This is a genomic window from Sulfurimonas hongkongensis (assembly GCF_000445475.1).
In the GTDB taxonomy this organism is placed as follows: Bacteria; Campylobacterota; Campylobacteria; order Campylobacterales; family Sulfurimonadaceae; genus Sulfurimonas; species Sulfurimonas hongkongensis.
In genome coordinates, this window is sequence record NZ_AUPZ01000005.1 from 20,255 (window position 1) to 40,979 (window position 20,725).

Below are 20,725 nucleotides of genomic sequence, written 5' to 3' on the forward strand. Positions count from 1 at the left end.
CTTATACACTCCTTATACTAAACTTCTTATTTTAAGTTAGCATTCACCATAGCTAAAATAAGGAGAGAGAGTATGAAGAAAAAGATTCTTATAGTTGGTGGTGGAACCGCTGGAACTATGACTGCGAACAATCTTGCAAAGAAATTGATGCCTGAGATAGATAGAGATGAGTTAGAGATTACGCTAATCTCTAACTCTAAATATCACTACTATAAACCAGGTGCAATGTATGTTGCTTTTGGAAAATCAGAAGGATATGAGTTTGTAAGAGATCAACGCGCCCTTCTTATGAGTGAGATAAACTTTGAAGTAGAAGAAGCTACAGAGATAAGCACAAACGGCAACTTTGTTAAAACAAAAAAGGGTAAAAAGTTTGATTATGACTTTTTAGTCTTAGCTACTGGATGTGAGGTGGCGCCAGAGAGAATTCCAGGGCTTAGTGAGGCTGGAGACTGGTTTTATACTTACGAAGGCGCTACAAAGTTAGCAAAAAAGTTTCACGATATCAAAAAGGGAAGAGTCCTTGTTACTGTAAACTTTCCAAAAACTCCAAATATTCCACATCAGTGTGGTATTGCACCAGTTGAGACAACTATGATGTTGCATGATTTCTTAACAGAGAGAGGTGTGCGAGATGATATAGAGATAATCTATACCTATCCAACCGTGGCACAATCCGTAACTAACGGGCTTTTCATGCAAGAGCCTACTTCAAATGTACTGCCTTCTATTTTTGATAGTTTGGGTGTTAAGCATCAATCTGGTTTTACACTAAGTAAGGTAGATGCTAAAAAGAAAGTAGCCATCTCAGCTGAGGGCGAAGAGATAGAGTTTGACATACTAATGTCAACACCGCCTTTTACAGCTACAAAGTTTATAAGAGAGTCAGGAATCTCTCAAGCTTTAGATGATGAGGGTTGGCTTCCAACAGACAAAGAGACTCTAAAAGTAAAAGGCTTAGACAATGTATATACTCTAGGTGATACGGTGGATTTACCAGTCTCAAAAGCTGGTGGAACTGTACATAACCAAACAGATGTTGTAGCAGATAACATCGCATCTGAGCTTAGACATGGATATACGAGTGAGAGTTATGATGGCTTAGTAATTGCCATAGCTCAAATGGGACTCTCTTGTGGAATGCCACTTTGGTATAACTATGATAAAGATGTAGCCCCAACACCTTGTAGCAAACTAGGTAGCTTTGTAAGAAAAGGTTTTAACAAAGGCATCTACTGGGCAGCAGCTCGTGGAATGGTATAGGAGAAAATTATGAGTGAAAAAGTAGAAGTATTAAAAACAAAAGAGATGCAAGAACTAGAAGCAAAAATGACAATGCTGATCCAAACAGGACGCATAGACAATCTTATAGACCTAATGGCGCTTATCTCAGACAACATAGAGATGACAACCTCACCGATGGTTGAGAAGATGATTCATACAGTAGACAACCTTGCATCTGCTGGGTTTATAACAGACAATGCAGTTCGCTATGCAAAAAGAGAGACAGCAAAAAATGAAGTACCATCACTCTTTGGCATCTTAAAGCTGATGGGGGATGAAGATACAAGAAAAGGCTTAAGTTTCATGCTAAACCTAACAAAAGGTATAGGTAAACAACTCTAAAGTCCTATTCGTTTTTCCTTCTCGTTCCCACGCTCCGCGTGGTAACGCATATAAGCCCCAACAAAATCAATCAGACCAATAAGTATATATACACTCCAACGCAGAGCATTGGAGCGAGAAAAAAGAGTTAAAAGATTATATAGCTTATAAAAATCCTCTAAATTTTACAACTTGTATTTGAAAAACACATATCTTGCTATAATCCTACTTATGAAATATTTACTTATCGTTTTTGCGCTTTTATTTAGTGCTTGTAGTGTTAAAAATTATGAAATCACTCAGACTAAAGTTATCATCATAAAGACTAAAAAACTCAAATTTGCAGACTTGGGTTATGTCAGAAATACAGAGGATTCCATAGAGTTAGAACTCTTTGTTGCATCTAGGGCTATAGAGAAGATTAGCATTAACCACCTTATCTGCACAAGTGATGGATGTATGACAAAGTCTAACTTTAACAAAGAGTATCTGCATGAGTCTTATCCTAGTGAGATACTTCAAAATATCTTGTTAGCAGATGCGATTTATGGTGGCAAAAGTAGAGAGCAAACAGAGTCTGGGTTTGAGCAAAAGATAGTAGATGAAGATGTAGATATAATCTATAGAGTGAGCGAAGAAGAAACATTTTTTAAAGATAGAAAAAATAAAATTATATTTAAGATAAAGGATACAAAATAATGAGCAGTAAAAAGTTTGTAGGTGCACACACAAGTGCAAGTGGTGGAGTCTTTAACGCAGTTGAGAATGCAGTAAAAATTGGGGCTAGAGCTTTTGCCCTTTTTACAAAAAACCAGAGACAGTGGGTTGCAAAAGATTTAGATAAAGAGACTATAGATAAGTTCAAAAAGGCACTTGCTGAGAGTGGGATTTTAGCTAAGCATGTTTTGCCACACGACTCATATCTTATAAACCTTGGCCACCCAGAAGCTGATAAGTTGGAAAAATCAAGAGAAGCTTTTGTAGATGAGATACAAAGATGCGAACAGTTAGGACTTGTTAAACTAAACTTTCACCCAGGGAGCCACTTAAAGCAAATTAGTGAAGATGAGTGTATTGGCATCATTGCTGATTCTATAAATATGGCACTTGATAAAACAAGTGGAGTTAAAGCGGTTATAGAAAACACTGCTGGACAAGGGAGTAACTTAGGTTATACCTTTGAACATCTAGCACAAATCATAGAAAAGGTAGAAGATAAAAGTCGTGTTGGAGTCTGCATCGATACCTGTCATATGTTTGTAGCGGGATATGACATAAGAACAAAAGAGGCTTATGAGAAGACTTGGAATGAGTTTAGTGATGTTGTAGGATTTGAGTATTTGATGGGAATGCACATAAATGACTCTAAACCACCACTAGGTTCAAAAAAAGATAGACATCACTCCATAGGAGAGGGAGAAATAGGACTTGATGCTTTTAGATTTATTATGAATGATGAGAGGATGAATGATATCCCGCTAATACTTGAGACCATAGATGCTAGCATCTGGAAAGAGGAGATAGAGCTACTCTACTCTTTGGAAAATTAAGTTTAGTTCATGTACGATTGCAAGCAAATTAAAAAGAGTGAGACTATGAAAAAAGTAGTGCTTTCGTCGTTAATGACTAGCTCAATGCTTATGGCTGGAGGGTATAAAACACCAGAAAACTCCCTAAATGCTGTAGCTTTGAGCGCTGCGAATATTGCTCATAACAAGAGTGCAGATGCAGCTTATTATAACCCAGCAAATATGGTTTTTATGGAAGATAAGCATATCGTAGAGCTTGACCTTACATATATAGGACTTGATAGAGTTGAGTATAGGGGCAAAGTCTCAAGTAGTGGGTCATATAGTTTAGAGTCAAAAAAAGAGTCGTTTATAGTCCCAAATCTTCATTATGTCTCAGGTAGGGCTGGAGAGACCCGCATAGGGCTTAGCATAGTAGTACCTGCTGGACTCTCAAAGAGATGGCAGAGTGAGCCTGCAAAAACTTCAGCAGAGGAGTTTACGCTTGAAGTAATAGAGATAAATCCAACAGTAGCTATCCCTGTAAATGACAAACTCTCAGTTGCATTTGGCTTTAGAATTGTGCATACTTCTGGGGTTGTAAAGAGTGATGGAACTGCTCTTGTTGGACCTAGCACATATAGTAAAATAACTCGTGATATGACTGGAGATGGAATTAGCTATGGTTATAATCTAGCACTAGCATATAAACCTACAAACGAGTTAGAGTTAGCCACAACATATCGCTCAAAAGTTAACTTAAATTCAGAAGGAAATGCTAAACTAAGCTCTTTGCTAGATGGTGCTACTTATAATGGTGGCGGGGAAGTCTTTGTACCTCTTCCCGCACTCTTTAGTGCGGCAGTTGCATATACGCTTCCCTCGCAGACAACTATAGAGCTTGTTTATGAAAGAGTTATGTGGTCGGCATATAAGGATTTGGATTTTGACTATGATGGAGCTTTAAATAGTGCTATTTTAATAGGAGCATTTGACAATGCAAAACCTAAAAACTGGAAAGATACAAACACTTTTCGCTTAGGTATCACTCAAGAGTTAGATACTATGACTTTAATGGCTGGAGTAGTTTATGATGAATCACCCGCTCCAGATGCAACTATTGGTTTTGAGCTTCCTGATTCAAATAGTTTTGCACTATCTTTTGGTGGTCGCTATAAGATAGGTGATAGCATGGAAGTGGGTTTAGCAACACTTTACTCTATGAGAGAAAATCGCAAGATTAGAAGCTCAACCCTAGATGGCGAGTTTAGTGGTGGAGATGTACTTATAGTCTCAACAGGTTTGAGTTATAAATTTTAAGGATAATATTGAAAATACTAGTTGATTTTATACAGATAAAAAACATAGAAGAGTCTCAAATATTTACACAACTAAAGTGTAGTGCAAATGAAGCTTTATTGCTTCAAAATTTGACGAAAAAATATCTTCAAGGTCAAGATGATGTTTTAGTTTTAGAGCTTTTAAGTGAGCTTTATCCAAATGATGATTTTAAGCATTTAGAGCATCTAAAAGAGGTAAAAGTTCTCTTAGAATTGGGTTGGTTACATCAACAAAGTTTTGCGCCTGTTAAGGTATCAGAGATAACTCCCCTAGAGCTTTTAAACACAGCAGTTGGACTAACTCCATCACTTTTAAAGCTACTTCAAGATGGAGCAAGTGAAGTTGAGTTGCCAGATATAAAGCCATATAGTGACCATCTAGAGTATCTTCAAGATCAGTTTTTTCGTATAGAACTTTATCAAAAGATGAGCACTATCCGCCAAGATGTGCATGAACACTCTTTGGGTATAGATAGGATTCAGCAAAAGCTTCAACTTTTAGAAAATAGAATAAACCAAAGAGTAGAGCAAACTCCTCAAAAACTTGTTTTAGACAAGTTTTTTAAACAAAAAAAGCTCGAATATAAAGAGGAGATAATATTTTTAGCACTTCTTCGTGAAGAGTATAGTGCATCTGACTCGTCACTAAGAGATATGAATACGCTTATCGATCTTATCTCATTAGATGAGTATGATCGTATCAAAAACCGCTCACTTTTAGAAGAGAGTTCAAACCTTGTAAATGAGGGAATCATCGACTATGAGGAGATGTTAAATCCTTTTGGTGGCATCTCAAGAGCTTTTTATATTGTAGATGATGTGCTTCAAAGTATCATCCATCCTCACAAGAACAAAAAAGTTCGTAGGTTAAAATTAAATGCTCTTATAGAAGAACAAGATATTTTTGAACTTATCGAGCCTGAGACTTCACTTGATGATGTGGTTTTAGCAAAAGATACTCAAACTACTCTAGAAAACTTGATGCGTCAAGTGGACAAAGAGGTAGTGGGGCGTTTAGTTGAGTGGGGCGTAAAAGATAAAAAAAGTGGTATAGATGCTAGAATAATCTTCTACGGACACGCAGGAACTGGTAAAACTATGACAGCTTACTCGCTCGCCAAATCACTTAAGCGTCAAGTTTTAGCCTTTGACTGCTCTAAAATCCTCTCTATGTATGTTGGAGAGAGTGAGAAAAATGTTCGCAAGATTTTTGACACCTTTTATGATTTAAGCCAGAAAACAAAAACAGAGCCAATACTACTTTTAAATGAAGCAGATCAGTTTTTAAGTTCAAGATCAAGTGGAGCAACAAGTGGCTCTGAGCAGATGCACAATCAGATGCAAAACATTTTTTTAGAGCAGATTGAAAACTTCAAAGGAATGCTTATAGCTACTACAAACTTACTTGAGAACATTGACAAAGCATTCTCAAGACGCTTTAACTACAAGATAGAGTTTAAAAAACCAGATGAGGCTCAAAGACTTAGTCTTTGGAAAAAGATGTTACCAGATAACGCTCCATATACTGAGGATTTTAATGTAGCAGAACTTGCTAAGTACTCTTTAACTGGTGGTCAGATAAACTTGATTATAAAAAATACAGCTTATAAGGTAGCAGTCACACCAGAGCCAATCTTTAGCATAGAAGCCTTTGTTAGCGAGATAAGAAGAGAAAAAGATGCTAGCTTTGATGGCGAGAAGTCAATGGGGTTTTTAAACAAATAAAAGTAAAAGGAGTCTAAAATGTACTTTAATATTAAGAGCAATGTCTACCATGTTGGAAATGTTGACTGGGAGATAGAACATTATCAAGGTTTTAAATACTCAACACACAGAGGTTCTTCTTATAATGCTTACTTGATTGAGGAAGAAAAAACTGTCCTTATAGATACAGTCTCAGAGCCTTTTACTGATGTTTTTATAAAAAATCTTAAAAATAAAATAGACTTAAAAAAGATTGACTACATAGTTATAAACCACGGAGAAAAAGACCATACAGGTGCACTTCCTGAACTTATGAGCTATATCCCCGATACTCCGATTTACTGCACAAAAAACTGTGTTAAGTCACTTAAGGGGCAGTATCATAAAGATTGGAATTTTGTAGTAGTAAAGAGTGGCGACACCCTAAGCTTAGGCAAAAAAGAGCTAACCTTTGTTGAGATGCCAATGCTTCACTGGCCAGATAGCATGGCGTGTTATCTAAGCCAAGATAACATCCTCTTTAGTAACGATGCTTTTGGACAACACTATGCATCTTCGGCTCTATATAATGATGAAGTAGATCAGTGTGAACTCTTTATTGAGTGCCTAAAATACTACGCAAACATACTCACCCCATACAATAAACTAGTTACTAGAAAGATAAACGAGATACTCTCTATGAATCTTGACATAGATATGATTTGCACCTCTCACGGAGTTATCTGGAGAGATAATCCCACTCAAATAGTGGAGCTTTACTTAAAATGGGCGGAAAACTATAAAGAGAATCAAATAACAATACTATATGACACAATGTGGGATGCAACAAGGCTGATGGCAGAAGCTATTGCAAAAGGCTTGATACAAGAAGATAGCGAAGTAAGAGTAAAATTACTTCATCTAAGTAAAAAAGACAAAAATGATGTAATCTCTGAAGTCTTTAAATCAAAAGCTATACTAGTTGGCTCACCTACTGTTAACAAAGGAGTTCTAACCTCTTTAGCATCTATATTTGAGCTTATTAAATCACTAGGTTTTAAAGAAAAACAAGCAGCTTCTTTTGGTTCTTATGGTTGGAGTGGAGAAAATATAAAAGTGCTAAATGAAAAACTAAAAGAGAGTGGATTTGAGTTGGTAAACGATGGACTAAAAATAGCGTGGACACCAGATAAAGAAGGTATAGAGTCTTGCATGAATTTTGGTAGGGAGTTTGCAAAGAGTACGAAGTTTTAAAGTTATTTTTAAAAGGATATATATGCAAACATGTGATAGTGAAACTGGCTTATGTTCCATAGCTAGTGTAGGTTCAAAAGATGTTAGTCTTGATATAAAAAAAGTAGAGCTTTTTTATGTAGGTGATCCTATGTGTTCATGGTGCTGGGGTATGTCAGAGGAGCTTAAAAAGATACAAGAGTTTTGTACAAAAGAGGGCATAAAGTTTAATGTTGTCTTAGGAGGGCTGAGAATTGGTGGAGGAGATGCTTGGAATGATGAGTTTAAGGGTTTTTTAAAAAATGAGTGGCAAAATGTTCATAAAAGAACTAATCAAAAATTTGTTTACTCGCTGTTTGATTTAAAAGAGTTTAACTATGACACTTTGCCCGCTTGTCTTAGCGTCTATATTGTAAAGAAAATCTTAAAAGACAAGGATGATAATGGCTCAACTGTACTAGGATTTTTCTCTAAAATTCAGGAAAAATTTTACGCAAAAGGATTAGACCCAACAAAGCTAGATTTTTATCATGATATTTGTGAAGAATTTGATATTGATATTGATGAGTTTGAAAAGTATTTTAACTCTAAAGAGATGAAAAGAGAGCTTGAAAGTGATTTTGCACTAGCAGGAAAATTAGGAGCTAGAGGAATGCCTAGTCTAATCTATGTAAAAGAAAACAAAATTATAGATATGTCATCTGGATACAGAACATATAACGATGTTTTAAAAATGTTTAGTATTTAGAGTTTAAAGGGATTTGTTGGATTATACTCAAATTAAATCGCTCCAACAAATTTGATTTTATAGTTTTGTACTGCTTTTTTATCCATAATCAGTTCTCTGTTTTTTTAAATTGTCTAATTATAGCCATCTTCGCATTATTGCTGTATAATTTCAAAAACAAAACTAAAGGCTTCCCTTATGGCAAAGCATCCAACACTCTTAGAACAATTTCGTTCTTTTTACTTTCAAAATAATCCTAAAAATATGGAACAAGCCATAAAGTACTTTTGTGTATTTGGCGGGATGGGCTGGAGTGTTGATGTGGATGTGCCACTAGAAGAGCTAATAGAGAGTAAGGTTTTAAATAACTACAGATATATCCACGCTGATATAACAAAGATTACCGAGAGTGACAGACACTCTCATCTGCTTTTAAGTGGCATAGCTATGGGAGATCGCAGGACTCATTCTGCTCTAAAAAAAGCTCGCATCTCAAGAACTGATGGCGAGTACGCTTTAGAGAATCTTTTTAAACGTGGTATGCTTGAAGCTGAGCACTCACTAGAATCTCCACCAAATTTAGATGACAATATAGATGAAAAACTAAACTTCACTAAACCCTTTATGCGCTTTTGGTTTGCTTTTGTATCTCCATATTTTAAAGGCATCAGAGATGGCGACTACAAAGAGTCAAAAGAGAGCTTTGCTAACCGACAACAAGAGTTTTTTGAGCTAACTTTTACAAAACTAGCAATGGAAGTTATGAAAAAAAGTTTTAAAGATGACCCAATTGTAGAGATAGGAAGCTACTGGGATAGAAATACAGAGATAGAGATACTAGCAAAAACAAAGTCTGGAAAAATCGTTGCGGGCATTTGTAAAAACTCTAATTCTAAAGCAAAAAAGACTGAGCTTACAAAACTAAAAGAGCAATGTAATAAAGCTGAGTTAACTGCTGATATAAATGTTGTTATCTCTAAAAATGGCTTCTCAAATGAACTTAAAAGTCTAAAAGGAACTGAGTTAAGACTATTTTCTTTAAAAAACTTCAAAATCTTAGTAGAAGATTTAGACGAAAAAGATTTTATAGAGTGTACAACAAAAAGGTATTGAACATATGAAAAAGAGAGTTGCTTATCAAGGCGTAGAGGGTGCTTACTCTCATTTAGCTTGCTATAGCCAGTTTCCTGAGTATGAAACTATTGCATGCAAATCATTTGATGAGACTATGTATCTGGTTGAAGAGGATAAAGCAAATATTGCGATGATTCCAATGGAAAACTCGACAGCGGGAAGGGTTGAAGAGATATACAGACTCATACCAAAAATGAAACTATTTATCATTAGTGAGTATTATCAGCCAGTAAACCACTGTCTTCTAGCACTTCCTGGAACAAAGATAGAAGATTTAAAAAGTGTCTCATCACATCCTCAAGCACTTGCTCAATGTAAAGCTCATATAGAGAAGTACAATCTTGTGGCTCGTGCAAAGTTTGACACAGCAGGCTCAGCACAAGAACTTATAGATATGCAAGATAAGACTTGCGCTGCCATAGCATCTAGCTTAACAGCTGAGAAATATGACTTAGAAATTTTAGAAGAGGGATTTCAAGACATAAAAAACAACACTACTCGCTTTCTTGTCCTCTCTAAAGAGCATATTGTTCCTGCATTTCATGAACATCAAAAGTATATTACTTCCATCATCTTTGAAGTAAGAAACATACCAGCAGCGCTTTACAAAGTACTTGGTGGTTTTGCGACAAATAGTGTAAATATCATAAAAATAGAGAGTTACTCTGGGAGTGGAACTCTAACGCTTTCTCAATTTCACATAGATATAGATGGGCATCCAGATGAAGCAAATGTAAGACTTGCACTTGAAGAGTTAGCCTACTTTGCCAGCACAGTTAAGATGCTTGGTACTTATATACCTCACTCTATGAGAGAGATATTACAAGCTTGATTTAATGGGATGCATTTTTTTGCGTTACAAATATACACACATTGTCAATATTCGACAAAATAATTACATTATCTTGATATATCACTAATATGTGATAAAATTACTGTTTATTTATTGTTTATTTCATCGAAAGCTCATTAAATAGGCACTTCTATATTTCAACGTTTAAAAACATGTTAATTTTAAGGTATGTAAAATAAGTAAAACTTATACTTTACAGCGATAAAAAATTAGTTTTGCTTATATTATTTTTTTAGTTTAAGTTTCTAATAATCTTAAAGCCTATAGTATTGTTTATATCCTAAAGATTTGGATTTCTTATATCAACCAAGGAGAATGAATGAAAATGAATCGTCGAGAAGCACTTAAAATAGGTGCACTAAGCGTTGCAGCAGCTGCAACAATGGGTACAATAACAGGATGTAATGAGGGCGCTAAGCCAGCATCAGCTCCAGCAGCAGGTAAAAAACTTTGTAAACATAAGGTAGTAGTTATCGGTGGTGGTTTTGGTGGCTTAACTGTTGCTAAAGAGTTGAAGAAAAGAGATTCTACATTTGATGTTTTAGTAATTGAAAAAAACGATACTTTTATGTCTTGTCCATTTTCTAATACTTACTTAGGTAAGTTAGAGGGTGTTAATCTTGGGACGTTTGTACATGATTATGCTCAGCCAGTTGAGGCAAATGGTTATGGGATGCTTCATGCTGAAGTAACTAGTATTGATAGAGCTGCTAAGCAGATTCATACAACTAAAGGTGTAGTTGAGTATGAAATTTTAGTAATGTCTCCAGGAATTGGTTACGACTATAAAGGACAATTTCCAAATTGGGATGATGAAAAAATCAAGCATGTTCAGCGTGTAGCTCCGGGTGCACTTATCCCAGGAAAAGAGCATATTATTTTAGAACGTCAACTTGTTGATATGGATGATGGTAATGTTGTTATCACTGTTCCTTCAGATGGAAAATACCGTTGTCCGCCAGCTCCATTTGAACGTGCTAGTATGATAGCAGCTTATATGAAAAAAGAGGGCATTGAGGGTAAAGTTATAATACTAAATGCTACAAATAAAGTATCTAAAGGTGCTGCATTTAAAGAGTCGTGGAAAGACCTATATGGTGATAGAGTTGAGCATATTGACTTTGCTAAGATTCAAGATGTTGACCCAGTTTCAAAAACAGTAACATATCATATTGCAGATGAGATGGAAGATAAAGGGTATAAAGTTAAGACTCTTAAGTACTCAGTTTTAAATCTTATACCTAACAATATATCTAACCCAGTTATAGAGATGAGTGGAGTTGAAACTACTACTGATAGCTTCAAAAGAGTTGTTATGAATGGTTGTTCATTCCAAACTAAAACAGATAAAGATATTTATGCTGTTGGTGATGTTATAGCTCATACTGTGCCACCAAGTGGACAAACTGCTAATTGGACTGGAAAACAATGTGCTCTTGAGATTGCTAATAGATTGCATAAAAAAGCTTTTGAACTTCCAGTTAAAAAGAGTACTATTAAAGTTGGAAATGTTTGCTACTCTATGGTTAGTGATAATCCAGAAGAGGCTATTATGGTTACGCATGACTTTAGTTTTAGTGAAGAAAAAAATATTATCGTAAGTGCAGGTAATGTACCTAAATCTCCTAGTGGCAAATACCGCTCAAGTGGTACTGCAAAAGCAACTCGTGACTGGTATGGTGGAATTATGAGAGATCTGTTCTCATAAGCTATTTTAAAGCCCCTTCTCTTTTTAAGAGAGGGTCTTCATAAATAACTTAATATTTAAAAAAAGGAAGATAGACAAAATGGATAGAAGAAACTTTTTACGAGTAGTAGGTGCTACAGGTGCGCTAGTAGCAATCTCTCCATCAACCATATCTGGCAGGCTATATGCTAGCACAGGACTATACGAGTCATATGAGAGAGTACAGCTCATAGATGCACAAGGCTCACCTATAAAACTTACTGATTTAAAAAAAGAGACAAATTATGTTTTTAATTATCCTTATGTAGCTACACCTACTATACTTTTAGATTTAGAAGATACTACAGCTAAAGATGTAAGATTGAAGTCTGAGTATGGTGAAGAGTATATCTGGAAGGGGGGAGTTGGTGAAGGCAGAACAGTTGTAGCGTATAGTGCTATATGTTCACATCAACTAGCTCATCCAACTCCCGATGATAGTTTTTTGCAGTATGTCCAAAAAGATAAAAAAACTATGGCGTGTGATCATGGTGGCGTGATGGTTTGTTCATCCCATCTCTCTAGTTTTGAAGCTAAAGAGGGGTGCAAAAACATATCTGGACCAGCTTCAGAGCCTCTTGCATCTATAGTTTTAGAGATAGCAGATGATGACACTATCTATGCAGTTGGTGTACTTGGTCCAGACAAATTTCATGAGTACTTTAAAGCTTTTAAACCTGAGTTTAAAAAATATTATGAGGGCAGAAGAAAAGCAAAGAAAAAAGTAAAAACAAGTGCTACCATGGTTGAGTTAAGCCAATATACTAAAGAGATAATTCAATATTAAGGAAATAATGTGAAAAAGATTATAATAACTACAGTTGTAACCTTGCTTCTTAGTTCATCTCTGCTAGCCAATGCTAAAGAAAAAGCGCAGCTTGCTTCAGATATGCGTGAGATGTTATCCGCAGTAGAATTAATACAAAAAGGTGGCTTTTACTCAACACCTAAGATGATGAAAGATGGTGTAGCAAAACTAAAAGCAAAACTAGCTATTTTAGAATCATCGGACGCATCTAAATACTTACCAGATGATAAAAAACAAGCAGATAAGTTTGCCAATAAAAGAGCAAGAATGATAGAGATGTATGCAGATGATTTAGTTCTATCTATAGATGCAAACAATCTAGATGACGCACTTGAAGATTATACACAGATAATTAGACAGTGCACATCATGTCATATCCGTATGCGCTCATATTAAACATCCCCAGGATAACGAAAACATTGTCGTTTTACGTTCAACATCCACTCTCGTTTTGCACTTGATACGGGATCTCATGGGATCCTAAATCGAGTTTTATTATTTATGATAAAAATAAAAACACACAATCAGATAAAAGATATAGAACCTGCTCTTTGTAAATCATGATATAATCCACAAATTAAAACAAATTGTACTCAGAAGTAGAAATCAAATGATAGAAAAAGTTTTTTTAGTTATAACTAAAGATGAAGAACAAACTACAGCCTTTAACGACTTAGTTTTGCTTATAAAAACTCACTATAAGTTAAAAGTCGAGCTGAAATACTATAATGATATTATTGACGCAGATGAGCAAAAGTCATTTGTGTTGGTGTATCTTAGCGATGAGAAGATAAAGAGATTTTTCAAAAATCATTTAAATAGTAGCATAAATATAGCTATTTTGCCAACTGGCAAAAACTCTAAAACTATTACAAGTTATGGGATCTCAAACGATGTACACGAAGCGCTTGAAGATGCACTTGATACTTCAAGGTATGCGAAAGTGGACATACTACTTTGTAATGGTGAGCCTACTTTTACAAATATCATTATAGGGAATGTTCACGGTTTAAATAATGCCAGCATAGAGAAGAAGTTTTTGCTCACAAAAATAAAAGAGTTCTTTGTGCATTTAACCAATCTAAGCTTTAGAGATTTTACGTTTACTACAGCAAAAGATTATAAACTCCATACTGCATCAACGGGCATCATGATACTAGAACACAGTGTTAAGCACGCTCGTAGCAACATGATTCATGAAGAGTTCTCATTTCAAGATGGCAAGCTAAATGCATTTATACTCTCTCCTACTAGTATATTGTCATATGTTTACTATCTGTTTTCAGTGTTTTTTTATAGTAGATTTTCACTAAACAACCTCCCTAAAAGTATAGGTGTTATAAAAACTTCAAAGCTCAATATTACAAGTTCTAAACCTATGGACTTTACTATAGATGATAGTTTTGTAAGCTCAAAAACTATCGACTTAGAGATTATAAAAGAAGCTCTTCATATCGCCTTGGGTAGAAACATAAAAAATCTACCTGAGAAATCTACAACAGAAGATGAAAAAGATACTATAAAAACAAATGACTTACCAAAGGGTGAGATGGTAGGCTCTTTACTAAGCGAGACCGTACCTTTGTTTAAAAGAGCGGATGAAGATGACTTTAAAGATTTGTTTTCATCGTTAAGAGAGAGTTCAAAGTTTAGCTCAATATTTATAGTGCTTATGGTACTAAGTACACTTCTAGCCACCACAGGTTTGTTTCAAAATTCTGCTCCTGTTATCATCGGTGCAATGATTTTAGCACCACTTATGGGTCCTATAGTCTCACTTGCTATGGGAGTAGTTAGGGCTGAAAACCAACTCATAACAAACAGTATAAAAACCTTAGCCTACGCAGTAGTTACTGCTTTGTTTTTCTCATGTATATATACTTACTCTATGCCACTCTCAGAGTTAACACCAGAGATGCGAGGGCGACTAAACCCAAATGTACTTGATCTAATGGTAGCTATCATCTCAGGAATCGCTGGAGCCTATGCTAATTCAAAAAGCGAAGTAGCTAAAAGTTTGGCGGGTGTGGCTATTGCTGTTGCACTCATACCTCCGCTAAGTGTGACAGGTATAGGGATAGGTTGGGGTAACATAGACATTATCTATGGCTCATTTTTACTCTTTATCACCAACCTTGTAGGAATCACACTCTCTGCATCTTTGACATTTTTAGTCTTAGGTTACGCGCCACTAAGAAGAGCAAAAAAAGGACTAGTTTATACATCTATAATCTTAGCCTTAGTCACTATTCCTTTGATAATCTCTTTTACAAAACTAATAAAACAAAATAGTATCTTAAGCAGGCTAAACAACAAGACATACACAATAGATAACAAAAAAGTAGACATAGCAGTTTTAGAAGTAGATCTAAGTTCTAAAATTCCGCTTTTATACATAAAGACAAGAAGTAACACACTCTTAAGTAAAAAAGATTTAGTGAGTTTAAAGCAAAATATATCTGAGCATATAAATGATGAGGTTACGCTAAATGTTTCTATGAGAACTATAGTTGAGTGAGGCAGATCTAAATTAAGAGGGTCTAAAAAACTGCATGATAGTAACTAAAGTGTCTCTATATTACACATTCTTATAATTATTTATATAAAATATAATCTCTCTCTTAAGCAGGTTTTCAGCACTTTTGCACCTATAAAAACTCTCAATGTTACAATTTTACACCTATGTTACAAACTGCAAATAAAGATGTATCATTTAGTGACATTTTAAAATTCTTCTACTTTTTGTATATTATATTTAATACTCTTTTTGATATAGTGCAGTAACTGTTTTTTCTTGTCCCTCTTGCGAGTAAACAAGAAAAAAATTATTTAAAGGTAGGTTGTATGGAGCATATAGTGACTTCAAATCCGTATTTTGGTGTCTTTGTACTATTTGTTATAACATTTGGTGCATTTACAGCTACAACGGTGATAGCTCGTTTAGCGAGTCGTGCATTAGCAGCTAAGGATAGTGAAAAAATCAAACTCTCAGTTTACGAGTGTGGACCAGAGGTAACTAAACAGCCAAATAGAATTTCGCCACAGTTTTATCTATTTGCACTTTTGTTTTTACTTTTTGATGTTGAGATTATTTTTATGTTTCCATGGGCGGTAGATTTTAAACTACTTGGTTGGTTTGGTTTTGCTGAGATGTTGATGTTTATACTTTTATTGACTATCGGTTTTATATACGCATGGAAAAAAGGAGCGCTTGAATGGCACAACATAAAGTAAACTATACACAAAATGCAGGTTTACCTGTAGCACTAACAAGTATAGATAAAATTGTTAATTGGGGTCGTTCAAACTCGCTTTGGGCACTGACTTATGGTCTTGCATGTTGTGGGATTGAGATGATGGCATCTGGTGCTGCAAGATATGACTTTGACCGTTTTGGAACGATTTTTCGTGCATCTCCTCGTCAAGCTGATGTTATGATAGTAGCTGGAACTCTTACAAAAAAACATGCTGAGTTTATTAAAAGACTTTACGACCAGATGACTGAGCCTAGATGGGTTATATCTATGGGCTCATGTGCAAATACTGGTGGAATGTTTAACACTTATGCAACTGTTCAGGGTGTAGATAGAGTGATTCCTGTAGATTTGTATCTTCCAGGCTGTGCACCAAGGCCTGAGACACTACAGTATGGCGTTATGCTTCTACAGAAAAAGATTCGTGCAAACCAAGCTTCAAGAGCACAAAAAGCAAAAAGGTTAATGTAATGAGAGCTTATAAACCTAAAGATGATGTACAGAAAAAACCATACTATACAGATAGATTTTATAAATCTCCACAAGTTCCTAAAAGTACTCCAGAGAGTGATGAACTCTTTAGTGCAGACTTAGAGGCTATAAAGTCCAAATTTGAGGTACTTGATGCTTATATACAAGTTGGGCAGTTAGTTGTTTATATAAATCCACAAGATAATTTTAAAGTGCTAGAACTTTTAAAAAATGAAAGAGCTTACTCTCAACTCTCTGAGATGAGTGCTATTGACTGGATTGCAGATCGCGGTGGGTTTGAGGTTTTTTACCAGATGCTAAGTATGCAAAAGAGAAGAAGAATCCGCATCAAAACTTTTATAAAAAAGAATCAAGCCATAAACTCAGTTGAGAAACTTTTTCGCTCGGCTGATTGGTCTGAGAGAGAGATGTTTGATATGTTTGGCATAGAGGCTAATGGACATCCGTTTATGAAAAGAATCCTTATGCCTTATGATTGGCAAGGACACCCACTTCTAAAGACTTATCCACTCCAAGGTGATGAGTTTGCGGCTTGGTATGAAGTAGATAAGATTTTTGGTAAAGAAGCAAGAGATATAATAGGACCTGAAATTCGTGATACTGCGAGAGTTGATCGCTATGATTCTGAGAGATTTTCTCTTTTGGGTCATGAGGTGCCTAAGGGAACTAAGGTTACAGGCGATGAGCCTAAAGTAAAAGAAGCTTACCAAGAAGAAGGTGGAGTTTTCTTGATTAAAAAATTTGATAGAAAGTCATCAGTAGTTATTGATGATCCTCAAAGATAGGTAGAGATATGGCACAAATAAAAAATAGATTAACCCCGTTTTTTGAGAATATCACTTTTGATAGGGAAGATAATGAGCTTATCTTAAACTTCGGTCCTCAGCATCCATCAGCTCACGGACAGTTGCGTTTAATGCTTCATCTTCAACAAGAGATGATAACAAAAGCTCATCCAGATATTGGATATCTTCATCGTGGTATGGAAAAAATGGCTGAAAACATGATTTACAATGAGTTTATGCCAACAACTGACCGCATGGACTATATCGCATCATCTGCAAATAACTACGGTTTTGCTCTTACAGTTGAAAAGCTTATAGGCTTAGAAGTTCCTCGCCGTGCAAAAATTATCCGTATGATGCTTTTGGAGATAAATCGTCTCATGTCTCATATCTTTTGGCTTGCAACTACTGCATTAGACATCGGTGCTATGACAGTTTTTCTTTATGCATTTCGTGAGAGAGAGTACTTGATGGATATAATCGAGGGTTATTGTGGAGCTAGACTTACTCATGCTGCCATTCGTATCGGTGGAGTTCCTTTAGACATTCAAGATAGTTTTATCACACAACTTAAGACGTTTTTAGATAAGTTACCAGAGAATATCAAGACTTATGAAGATCTACTTGATACTAACCGTATCTGGCTTATGAGAATGGAAGAGGTTGGTACACTATCTACGGAGATGGCACTTTCATGGGGCTGTACAGGTCCAATGCTTAGAGCTAGCGGTGTAGCTTGGGATATTCGTAAAGAAGAGCCTTATGAACTTTATGATGAAGTAGAGTTCAGTGTTCCTTACTCTGACAAAGGTGATAACTTTGCAAGATATCGCATCTTTATGGAGGAGATGAGAGAGAGCGCAAAAATACTCTATCAAACCATAGATATGTATGAGAAGTGTGTAAAAGATGGACAAACTGAGCTTATGGCTCACGCTCCAAAGTATGTATCGGCTCCAAAGCTAGATATTATGACTCAAAACTACTCTTTGATGCAGCACTTTGTGCTTGTTACTCAAGGTATGAGACCTCCAGTTGGAGAGGTCTATGTAGCGACTGAATCACCAAAAGGAGAGCTTGGTTTTTTCATAAACTCTCAAGGTGGTCCATATCCATATAGACTAAAAGTTCGTGCTCCATCTTTTTGGCATACAGGAGTTTTAACAGATTTAATTCCAGGTCACTACATTCCAGATGTTGTCTCTATTATTGGTACTACAAATATAGTTTTTGGAGAAGTTGACCGATGATAAATTTAAATAATTTTTTTCTCATCGCTAGATGTAGCTTTAGTGAGGGGGATTTTACAAAGAATTCACTTCTTTGTAAAAGGAGACAAATATGAAAAGATATGATTTAAGACACTTAAAGTCAGAGTTTGAACCTAGAATGAAAGAGATTTTAGAAACTCATGGTGCTGGTGAAGTTGCAATATTTTTATTTGAGATAGGTGATTTCTCGCCTATTCAAAAATCAGCGGATTTGGTAAAGAAAAGCGGATATGAGTTGATGAACTCTTTAAAGTTTAACGAAGTCGATTGGACTATCGTGGCTAAAAAAGTTTAGGGATTTATTTTGAGTAAAGTATATTTTTCTACTTGGAACGGTGAACTGGTTAATAATGTCGGCAAGCCACAAGAAGAGTGGGAAGAGTCAGCGTATAATCTACCTGCAACTTATGATGACCACCGCGAGTCTAAAGCTTTTATAGGTTGGGATGGAGTTTCACTCTTTAACGCGGATGTTGATGTTATCCGTTTGTGTATGGAGTACGCTGCACAGTATCAAGTATATTCTGAGGCTTGTGGAAGATGTGCACCTGGGAGATGGGGTGGTAGAATTCTTTACGACCAGCTAGATAAAATCGCTCGTGGAGAGGGAACTCTAAGCGATATGGAACATCTCAAAGAGATTGGCAAGAGTATGCAGATCACCTCAAAATGTGAGATTGGAAAAACTGTTCCAAATCCTATCATTGATTTGATGACTCATTTTGAAGATGTTTTTATGGAGTGCATAAAGAGCCAAAAACCATCTAAACACTACAATGAGGATGTTAGTTATATCGCAAAAATAACTGCACCTTGTACTGATATGTGTCCAGCTCATGTTGATATTCCAGCTTATATAGAGGGTGTTAGAGATTTAAGATTTGATGACTCACTTGAAGCTACCAGACAGACTATGCCACTAGCTCATGTTTGTGGACGCGTCTGTCCTCATCCATGTGAAGATGCTTGTAGAAGAACAAATCTTGATGAGCCTATATCTATCATGGAGTTAAAACGTCTTGGAGCTGACTATGAAACAGATCATGGCTTTGGCTTTTTTCATCCGATAGAGAAAAAACCTAAAAATGGCAAAAGAGTAGCAGTTATAGGTGCTGGTCCTGCTGGGCTTACAAATGCTTACTATCTTGCAGCCGAGGGTGTTGAAGTTGATGTTTATGAAGAGCTTCCAGTTCTAGGTGGTGAAGTTGCAGTCGGTGTTCCTGAGTATAGAATGCCTGTAGATAAGTATAATCAAGACATTGAATGCGTTAGAGATATGGGTGTAAACTTCATAACCAATAGCAAAATTAATGCAGATGATATGAGACGCTTTGAGAGCGAGTACGATGCTACCATGATTGCAACTGGTACTCGCATCTCAAAAAAAGTTCGATGTGACAATGAGAGACCTGAGATAAAAGGTTATTGGTCTGCTATTGAGATGCTAGACCAAATCAACCTTTGGGATAAGTATGAGATAGGACAAAAAGTAGATCTAACTGGCAAAACTGTTGTCTGCGTTGGTGGTGGATTTACTTCTATGGACGTTGTTCGTTGTGCCATTCGTGCAAATGCTAAAAAGGTCTATATGATTTATCGTCGTGATGAAGAAACTATTATCAAAAATACAACTTATGAAGAGTACCATGAAGCAGTGGAAGAGGGTGTTGAATTTTTGTTTCACTCAGCAGTTAATACTATGGTTGATGAAGAAGATGTTTTAAAATCACTCCTGATAGATAAATTTGAATTAGTTCCAAATCCAGATGGTGGTCGTGCACAGTTAGTCAAAATTGAAGGTGCATCTTACAGCATCGAGACTGACTATATAATCCCAGCTGTTTCTCAATCGGCTGACTTAGAGTTACTCCCAAAAGAGTGGGAGCTTGAGATGACTTCTTGGGGAACACTTAAAACAAATGGCAGGGACTATATGACATCAAAAAGAGGTGTTTTTGCATCAGGAGATTGTGAGTATGGTCCTATGACTATTGTAAATGCAGTAGGTCAGGCAAAACGAGCTGCATCTGTTATGAGTAGATACTTGCAAAGTGGAGAGATTACTCTAAGCGATGATGAGATTATGGAAGACCATCTTCGCAAACTTAAGGTTTATGACAAAAAAGAAAAAATAGTAGGCTGGCTTCCAGGGCTACCTAGACAAAATAGTGAAAAATTAGCCGTTGATATTCGCAAAGACAATAACAAAGAGGTAAATCTAGGGTTTACTCAAGAAGAAGCGATGAGTGAAGCTGATCGCTGTATGCGTTGCTACTATATAGCAATGGTAGCAACATGAAGTGGAG

20 protein-coding genes are annotated in these 20,725 nt (G+C 36.0%); all 20 read left to right on the forward strand.

Translation table 11 applies throughout. The annotated features are described in order from the left end of the window. Window positions 1–72: 72 nt before the first annotated feature. Window positions 73–1,263: an NAD(P)/FAD-dependent oxidoreductase gene (locus M947_RS16050; protein ID WP_021287084.1), complete on the forward strand. Its 1,191-nt coding sequence runs from the start codon at window positions 73–75 to the stop codon at window positions 1,261–1,263. A gap of 9 nt (window positions 1,264–1,272) precedes the next feature. Continuing rightward, window positions 1,273–1,626, forward strand: coding sequence for a DUF1641 domain-containing protein (locus M947_RS16055; protein ID WP_021287085.1), 354 nt, complete (start codon window positions 1,273–1,275; stop codon window positions 1,624–1,626). Between the two features lie 210 nt (window positions 1,627–1,836). Next, entirely contained in the window at window positions 1,837–2,304 is a 468-nt protein-coding gene (locus tag M947_RS16060; protein ID WP_031347888.1) for a hypothetical protein, read from the forward strand. Continuing rightward, window positions 2,304–3,155, forward strand: coding sequence for a deoxyribonuclease IV (gene nfo / locus M947_RS16065; protein ID WP_021287087.1), 852 nt, complete (start codon window positions 2,304–2,306; stop codon window positions 3,153–3,155). The genes M947_RS16060 and nfo overlap by 1 nt, the downstream gene beginning before the upstream one ends. A gap of 45 nt (window positions 3,156–3,200) precedes the next feature. After that, window positions 3,201–4,433, forward strand: coding sequence for an OmpP1/FadL family transporter (locus tag M947_RS16070; RefSeq protein ID WP_021287088.1), 1,233 nt, complete (start codon window positions 3,201–3,203; stop codon window positions 4,431–4,433). Window positions 4,434–4,441: 8 nt separating this feature from the next. Further along, window positions 4,442–6,178 carry an ATP-binding protein gene (locus M947_RS16075; protein ID WP_021287089.1) on the forward strand — a complete coding sequence of 579 codons (1,737 nt, stop codon included), beginning with the start codon at window positions 4,442–4,444 and terminating at the stop codon, window positions 6,176–6,178. Window positions 6,179–6,196: 18 nt separating this feature from the next. After that, window positions 6,197–7,390 carry an anaerobic nitric oxide reductase flavorubredoxin gene (locus M947_RS16080; RefSeq protein WP_021287090.1) on the forward strand — a complete coding sequence of 398 codons (1,194 nt, stop codon included), beginning with the start codon at window positions 6,197–6,199 and terminating at the stop codon, window positions 7,388–7,390. Between the two features lie 22 nt (window positions 7,391–7,412). Then, on the forward strand, window positions 7,413–8,117 hold the full coding sequence (locus tag M947_RS16085; RefSeq protein WP_021287091.1) for a DsbA family protein: 705 nt from the start codon (window positions 7,413–7,415) through the stop codon (window positions 8,115–8,117). A 177-nt stretch (window positions 8,118–8,294) separates the two neighbouring features. Continuing rightward, the gene (locus M947_RS16090; protein WP_021287092.1) at window positions 8,295–9,209 is read left to right on the forward strand and encodes a DUF234 domain-containing protein; all 915 of its coding nucleotides are present in this window, start codon (window positions 8,295–8,297) and stop codon (window positions 9,207–9,209) included. Between the two features lie 4 nt (window positions 9,210–9,213). Continuing rightward, complete coding sequence (locus M947_RS16095) at window positions 9,214–10,062, forward strand: prephenate dehydratase (protein ID WP_021287093.1); 849 nt, start codon at window positions 9,214–9,216, stop codon at window positions 10,060–10,062. A 346-nt stretch (window positions 10,063–10,408) separates the two neighbouring features. Next, window positions 10,409–11,791, forward strand: a complete 1,383-nt coding sequence (locus tag M947_RS16100; RefSeq protein ID WP_162139347.1) for an FAD-dependent oxidoreductase — start codon at window positions 10,409–10,411, stop codon at window positions 11,789–11,791. 79 nt (window positions 11,792–11,870) lie between these two features. Beyond that, window positions 11,871–12,596 carry a Rieske 2Fe-2S domain-containing protein gene (locus M947_RS16105; protein ID WP_021287095.1) on the forward strand — a complete coding sequence of 242 codons (726 nt, stop codon included), beginning with the start codon at window positions 11,871–11,873 and terminating at the stop codon, window positions 12,594–12,596. A 9-nt stretch (window positions 12,597–12,605) separates the two neighbouring features. Continuing rightward, window positions 12,606–13,013, forward strand: coding sequence for a hypothetical protein (locus M947_RS16110; protein WP_021287096.1), 408 nt, complete (start codon window positions 12,606–12,608; stop codon window positions 13,011–13,013). A 214-nt stretch (window positions 13,014–13,227) separates the two neighbouring features. Further along, window positions 13,228–15,135: a TIGR00341 family protein gene (locus tag M947_RS16115; RefSeq protein WP_021287097.1), complete on the forward strand. Its 1,908-nt coding sequence runs from the start codon at window positions 13,228–13,230 to the stop codon at window positions 15,133–15,135. Window positions 15,136–15,461: 326 nt separating this feature from the next. Beyond that, on the forward strand, window positions 15,462–15,851 hold the full coding sequence (locus M947_RS16120) for an NAD(P)H-quinone oxidoreductase subunit 3 (RefSeq protein WP_021287098.1): 390 nt from the start codon (window positions 15,462–15,464) through the stop codon (window positions 15,849–15,851). Continuing rightward, complete coding sequence (locus M947_RS16125) at window positions 15,833–16,342, forward strand: NuoB/complex I 20 kDa subunit family protein (RefSeq protein ID WP_021287099.1); 510 nt, start codon at window positions 15,833–15,835, stop codon at window positions 16,340–16,342. The genes M947_RS16120 and M947_RS16125 overlap by 19 nt, the downstream gene beginning before the upstream one ends. Then, on the forward strand, window positions 16,342–17,148 hold the full coding sequence (locus tag M947_RS16130; protein WP_021287100.1) for an NADH-quinone oxidoreductase subunit C: 807 nt from the start codon (window positions 16,342–16,344) through the stop codon (window positions 17,146–17,148). Before M947_RS16125 ends, M947_RS16130 begins: the two co-directional genes overlap by 1 nt. Window positions 17,149–17,156: 8 nt before the next feature. Further along, a complete protein-coding gene (nuoD, locus tag M947_RS16135) occupies window positions 17,157–18,398 on the forward strand; it encodes an NADH dehydrogenase (quinone) subunit D (RefSeq protein ID WP_021287101.1) in 1,242 nt (413 codons plus the stop codon). Between the two features lie 91 nt (window positions 18,399–18,489). Next, a complete protein-coding gene (locus tag M947_RS16140; RefSeq protein ID WP_021287102.1) occupies window positions 18,490–18,714 on the forward strand; it encodes an NADH-ubiquinone oxidoreductase subunit E family protein in 225 nt (74 codons plus the stop codon). A gap of 9 nt (window positions 18,715–18,723) precedes the next feature. Continuing rightward, the gene (locus M947_RS16145; RefSeq protein WP_021287103.1) at window positions 18,724–20,718 is read left to right on the forward strand and encodes an FAD-dependent oxidoreductase; all 1,995 of its coding nucleotides are present in this window, start codon (window positions 18,724–18,726) and stop codon (window positions 20,716–20,718) included. The last annotated feature ends 7 nt before the right edge of the window (window positions 20,719–20,725 follow it).

What these genes read in the sequence shown, in the direction of transcription:
- M947_RS16105 (WP_021287095.1), top strand. Translation starts at nt 11,871, where the DNA reads ATGGATAGAAGAAACTTTTTACGAGTAGTAGGTGCTACAGGTGCGCTA.
- M947_RS16060 (WP_031347888.1), top strand. Translation starts at nt 1,837, where the DNA reads ATGAAATATTTACTTATCGTTTTTGCGCTTTTATTTAGTGCTTGTAGT.
- M947_RS16080 (WP_021287090.1), top strand. Translation starts at nt 6,197, where the DNA reads ATGTACTTTAATATTAAGAGCAATGTCTACCATGTTGGAAATGTTGAC.
- M947_RS16085 (WP_021287091.1), top strand. Translation starts at nt 7,413, where the DNA reads ATGCAAACATGTGATAGTGAAACTGGCTTATGTTCCATAGCTAGTGTA.
- M947_RS16130 (WP_021287100.1), top strand. Translation starts at nt 16,342, where the DNA reads ATGAGAGCTTATAAACCTAAAGATGATGTACAGAAAAAACCATACTAT.
- M947_RS16125 (WP_021287099.1), top strand. Translation starts at nt 15,833, where the DNA reads ATGGCACAACATAAAGTAAACTATACACAAAATGCAGGTTTACCTGTA.
- nuoD (WP_021287101.1), top strand. Translation starts at nt 17,157, where the DNA reads ATGGCACAAATAAAAAATAGATTAACCCCGTTTTTTGAGAATATCACT.
- nfo (WP_021287087.1), top strand. Translation starts at nt 2,304, where the DNA reads ATGAGCAGTAAAAAGTTTGTAGGTGCACACACAAGTGCAAGTGGTGGA.
- M947_RS16050 (WP_021287084.1), top strand. Translation starts at nt 73, where the DNA reads ATGAAGAAAAAGATTCTTATAGTTGGTGGTGGAACCGCTGGAACTATG.
- M947_RS16055 (WP_021287085.1), top strand. Translation starts at nt 1,273, where the DNA reads ATGAGTGAAAAAGTAGAAGTATTAAAAACAAAAGAGATGCAAGAACTA.
- M947_RS16095 (WP_021287093.1), top strand. Translation starts at nt 9,214, where the DNA reads ATGAAAAAGAGAGTTGCTTATCAAGGCGTAGAGGGTGCTTACTCTCAT.
- M947_RS16090 (WP_021287092.1), top strand. Translation starts at nt 8,295, where the DNA reads ATGGCAAAGCATCCAACACTCTTAGAACAATTTCGTTCTTTTTACTTT.
- M947_RS16140 (WP_021287102.1), top strand. Translation starts at nt 18,490, where the DNA reads ATGAAAAGATATGATTTAAGACACTTAAAGTCAGAGTTTGAACCTAGA.
- M947_RS16070 (WP_021287088.1), top strand. Translation starts at nt 3,201, where the DNA reads ATGAAAAAAGTAGTGCTTTCGTCGTTAATGACTAGCTCAATGCTTATG.
- M947_RS16115 (WP_021287097.1), top strand. Translation starts at nt 13,228, where the DNA reads ATGATAGAAAAAGTTTTTTTAGTTATAACTAAAGATGAAGAACAAACT.
- M947_RS16120 (WP_021287098.1), top strand. Translation starts at nt 15,462, where the DNA reads ATGGAGCATATAGTGACTTCAAATCCGTATTTTGGTGTCTTTGTACTA.
- M947_RS16100 (WP_162139347.1), top strand. Translation starts at nt 10,409, where the DNA reads ATGAATCGTCGAGAAGCACTTAAAATAGGTGCACTAAGCGTTGCAGCA.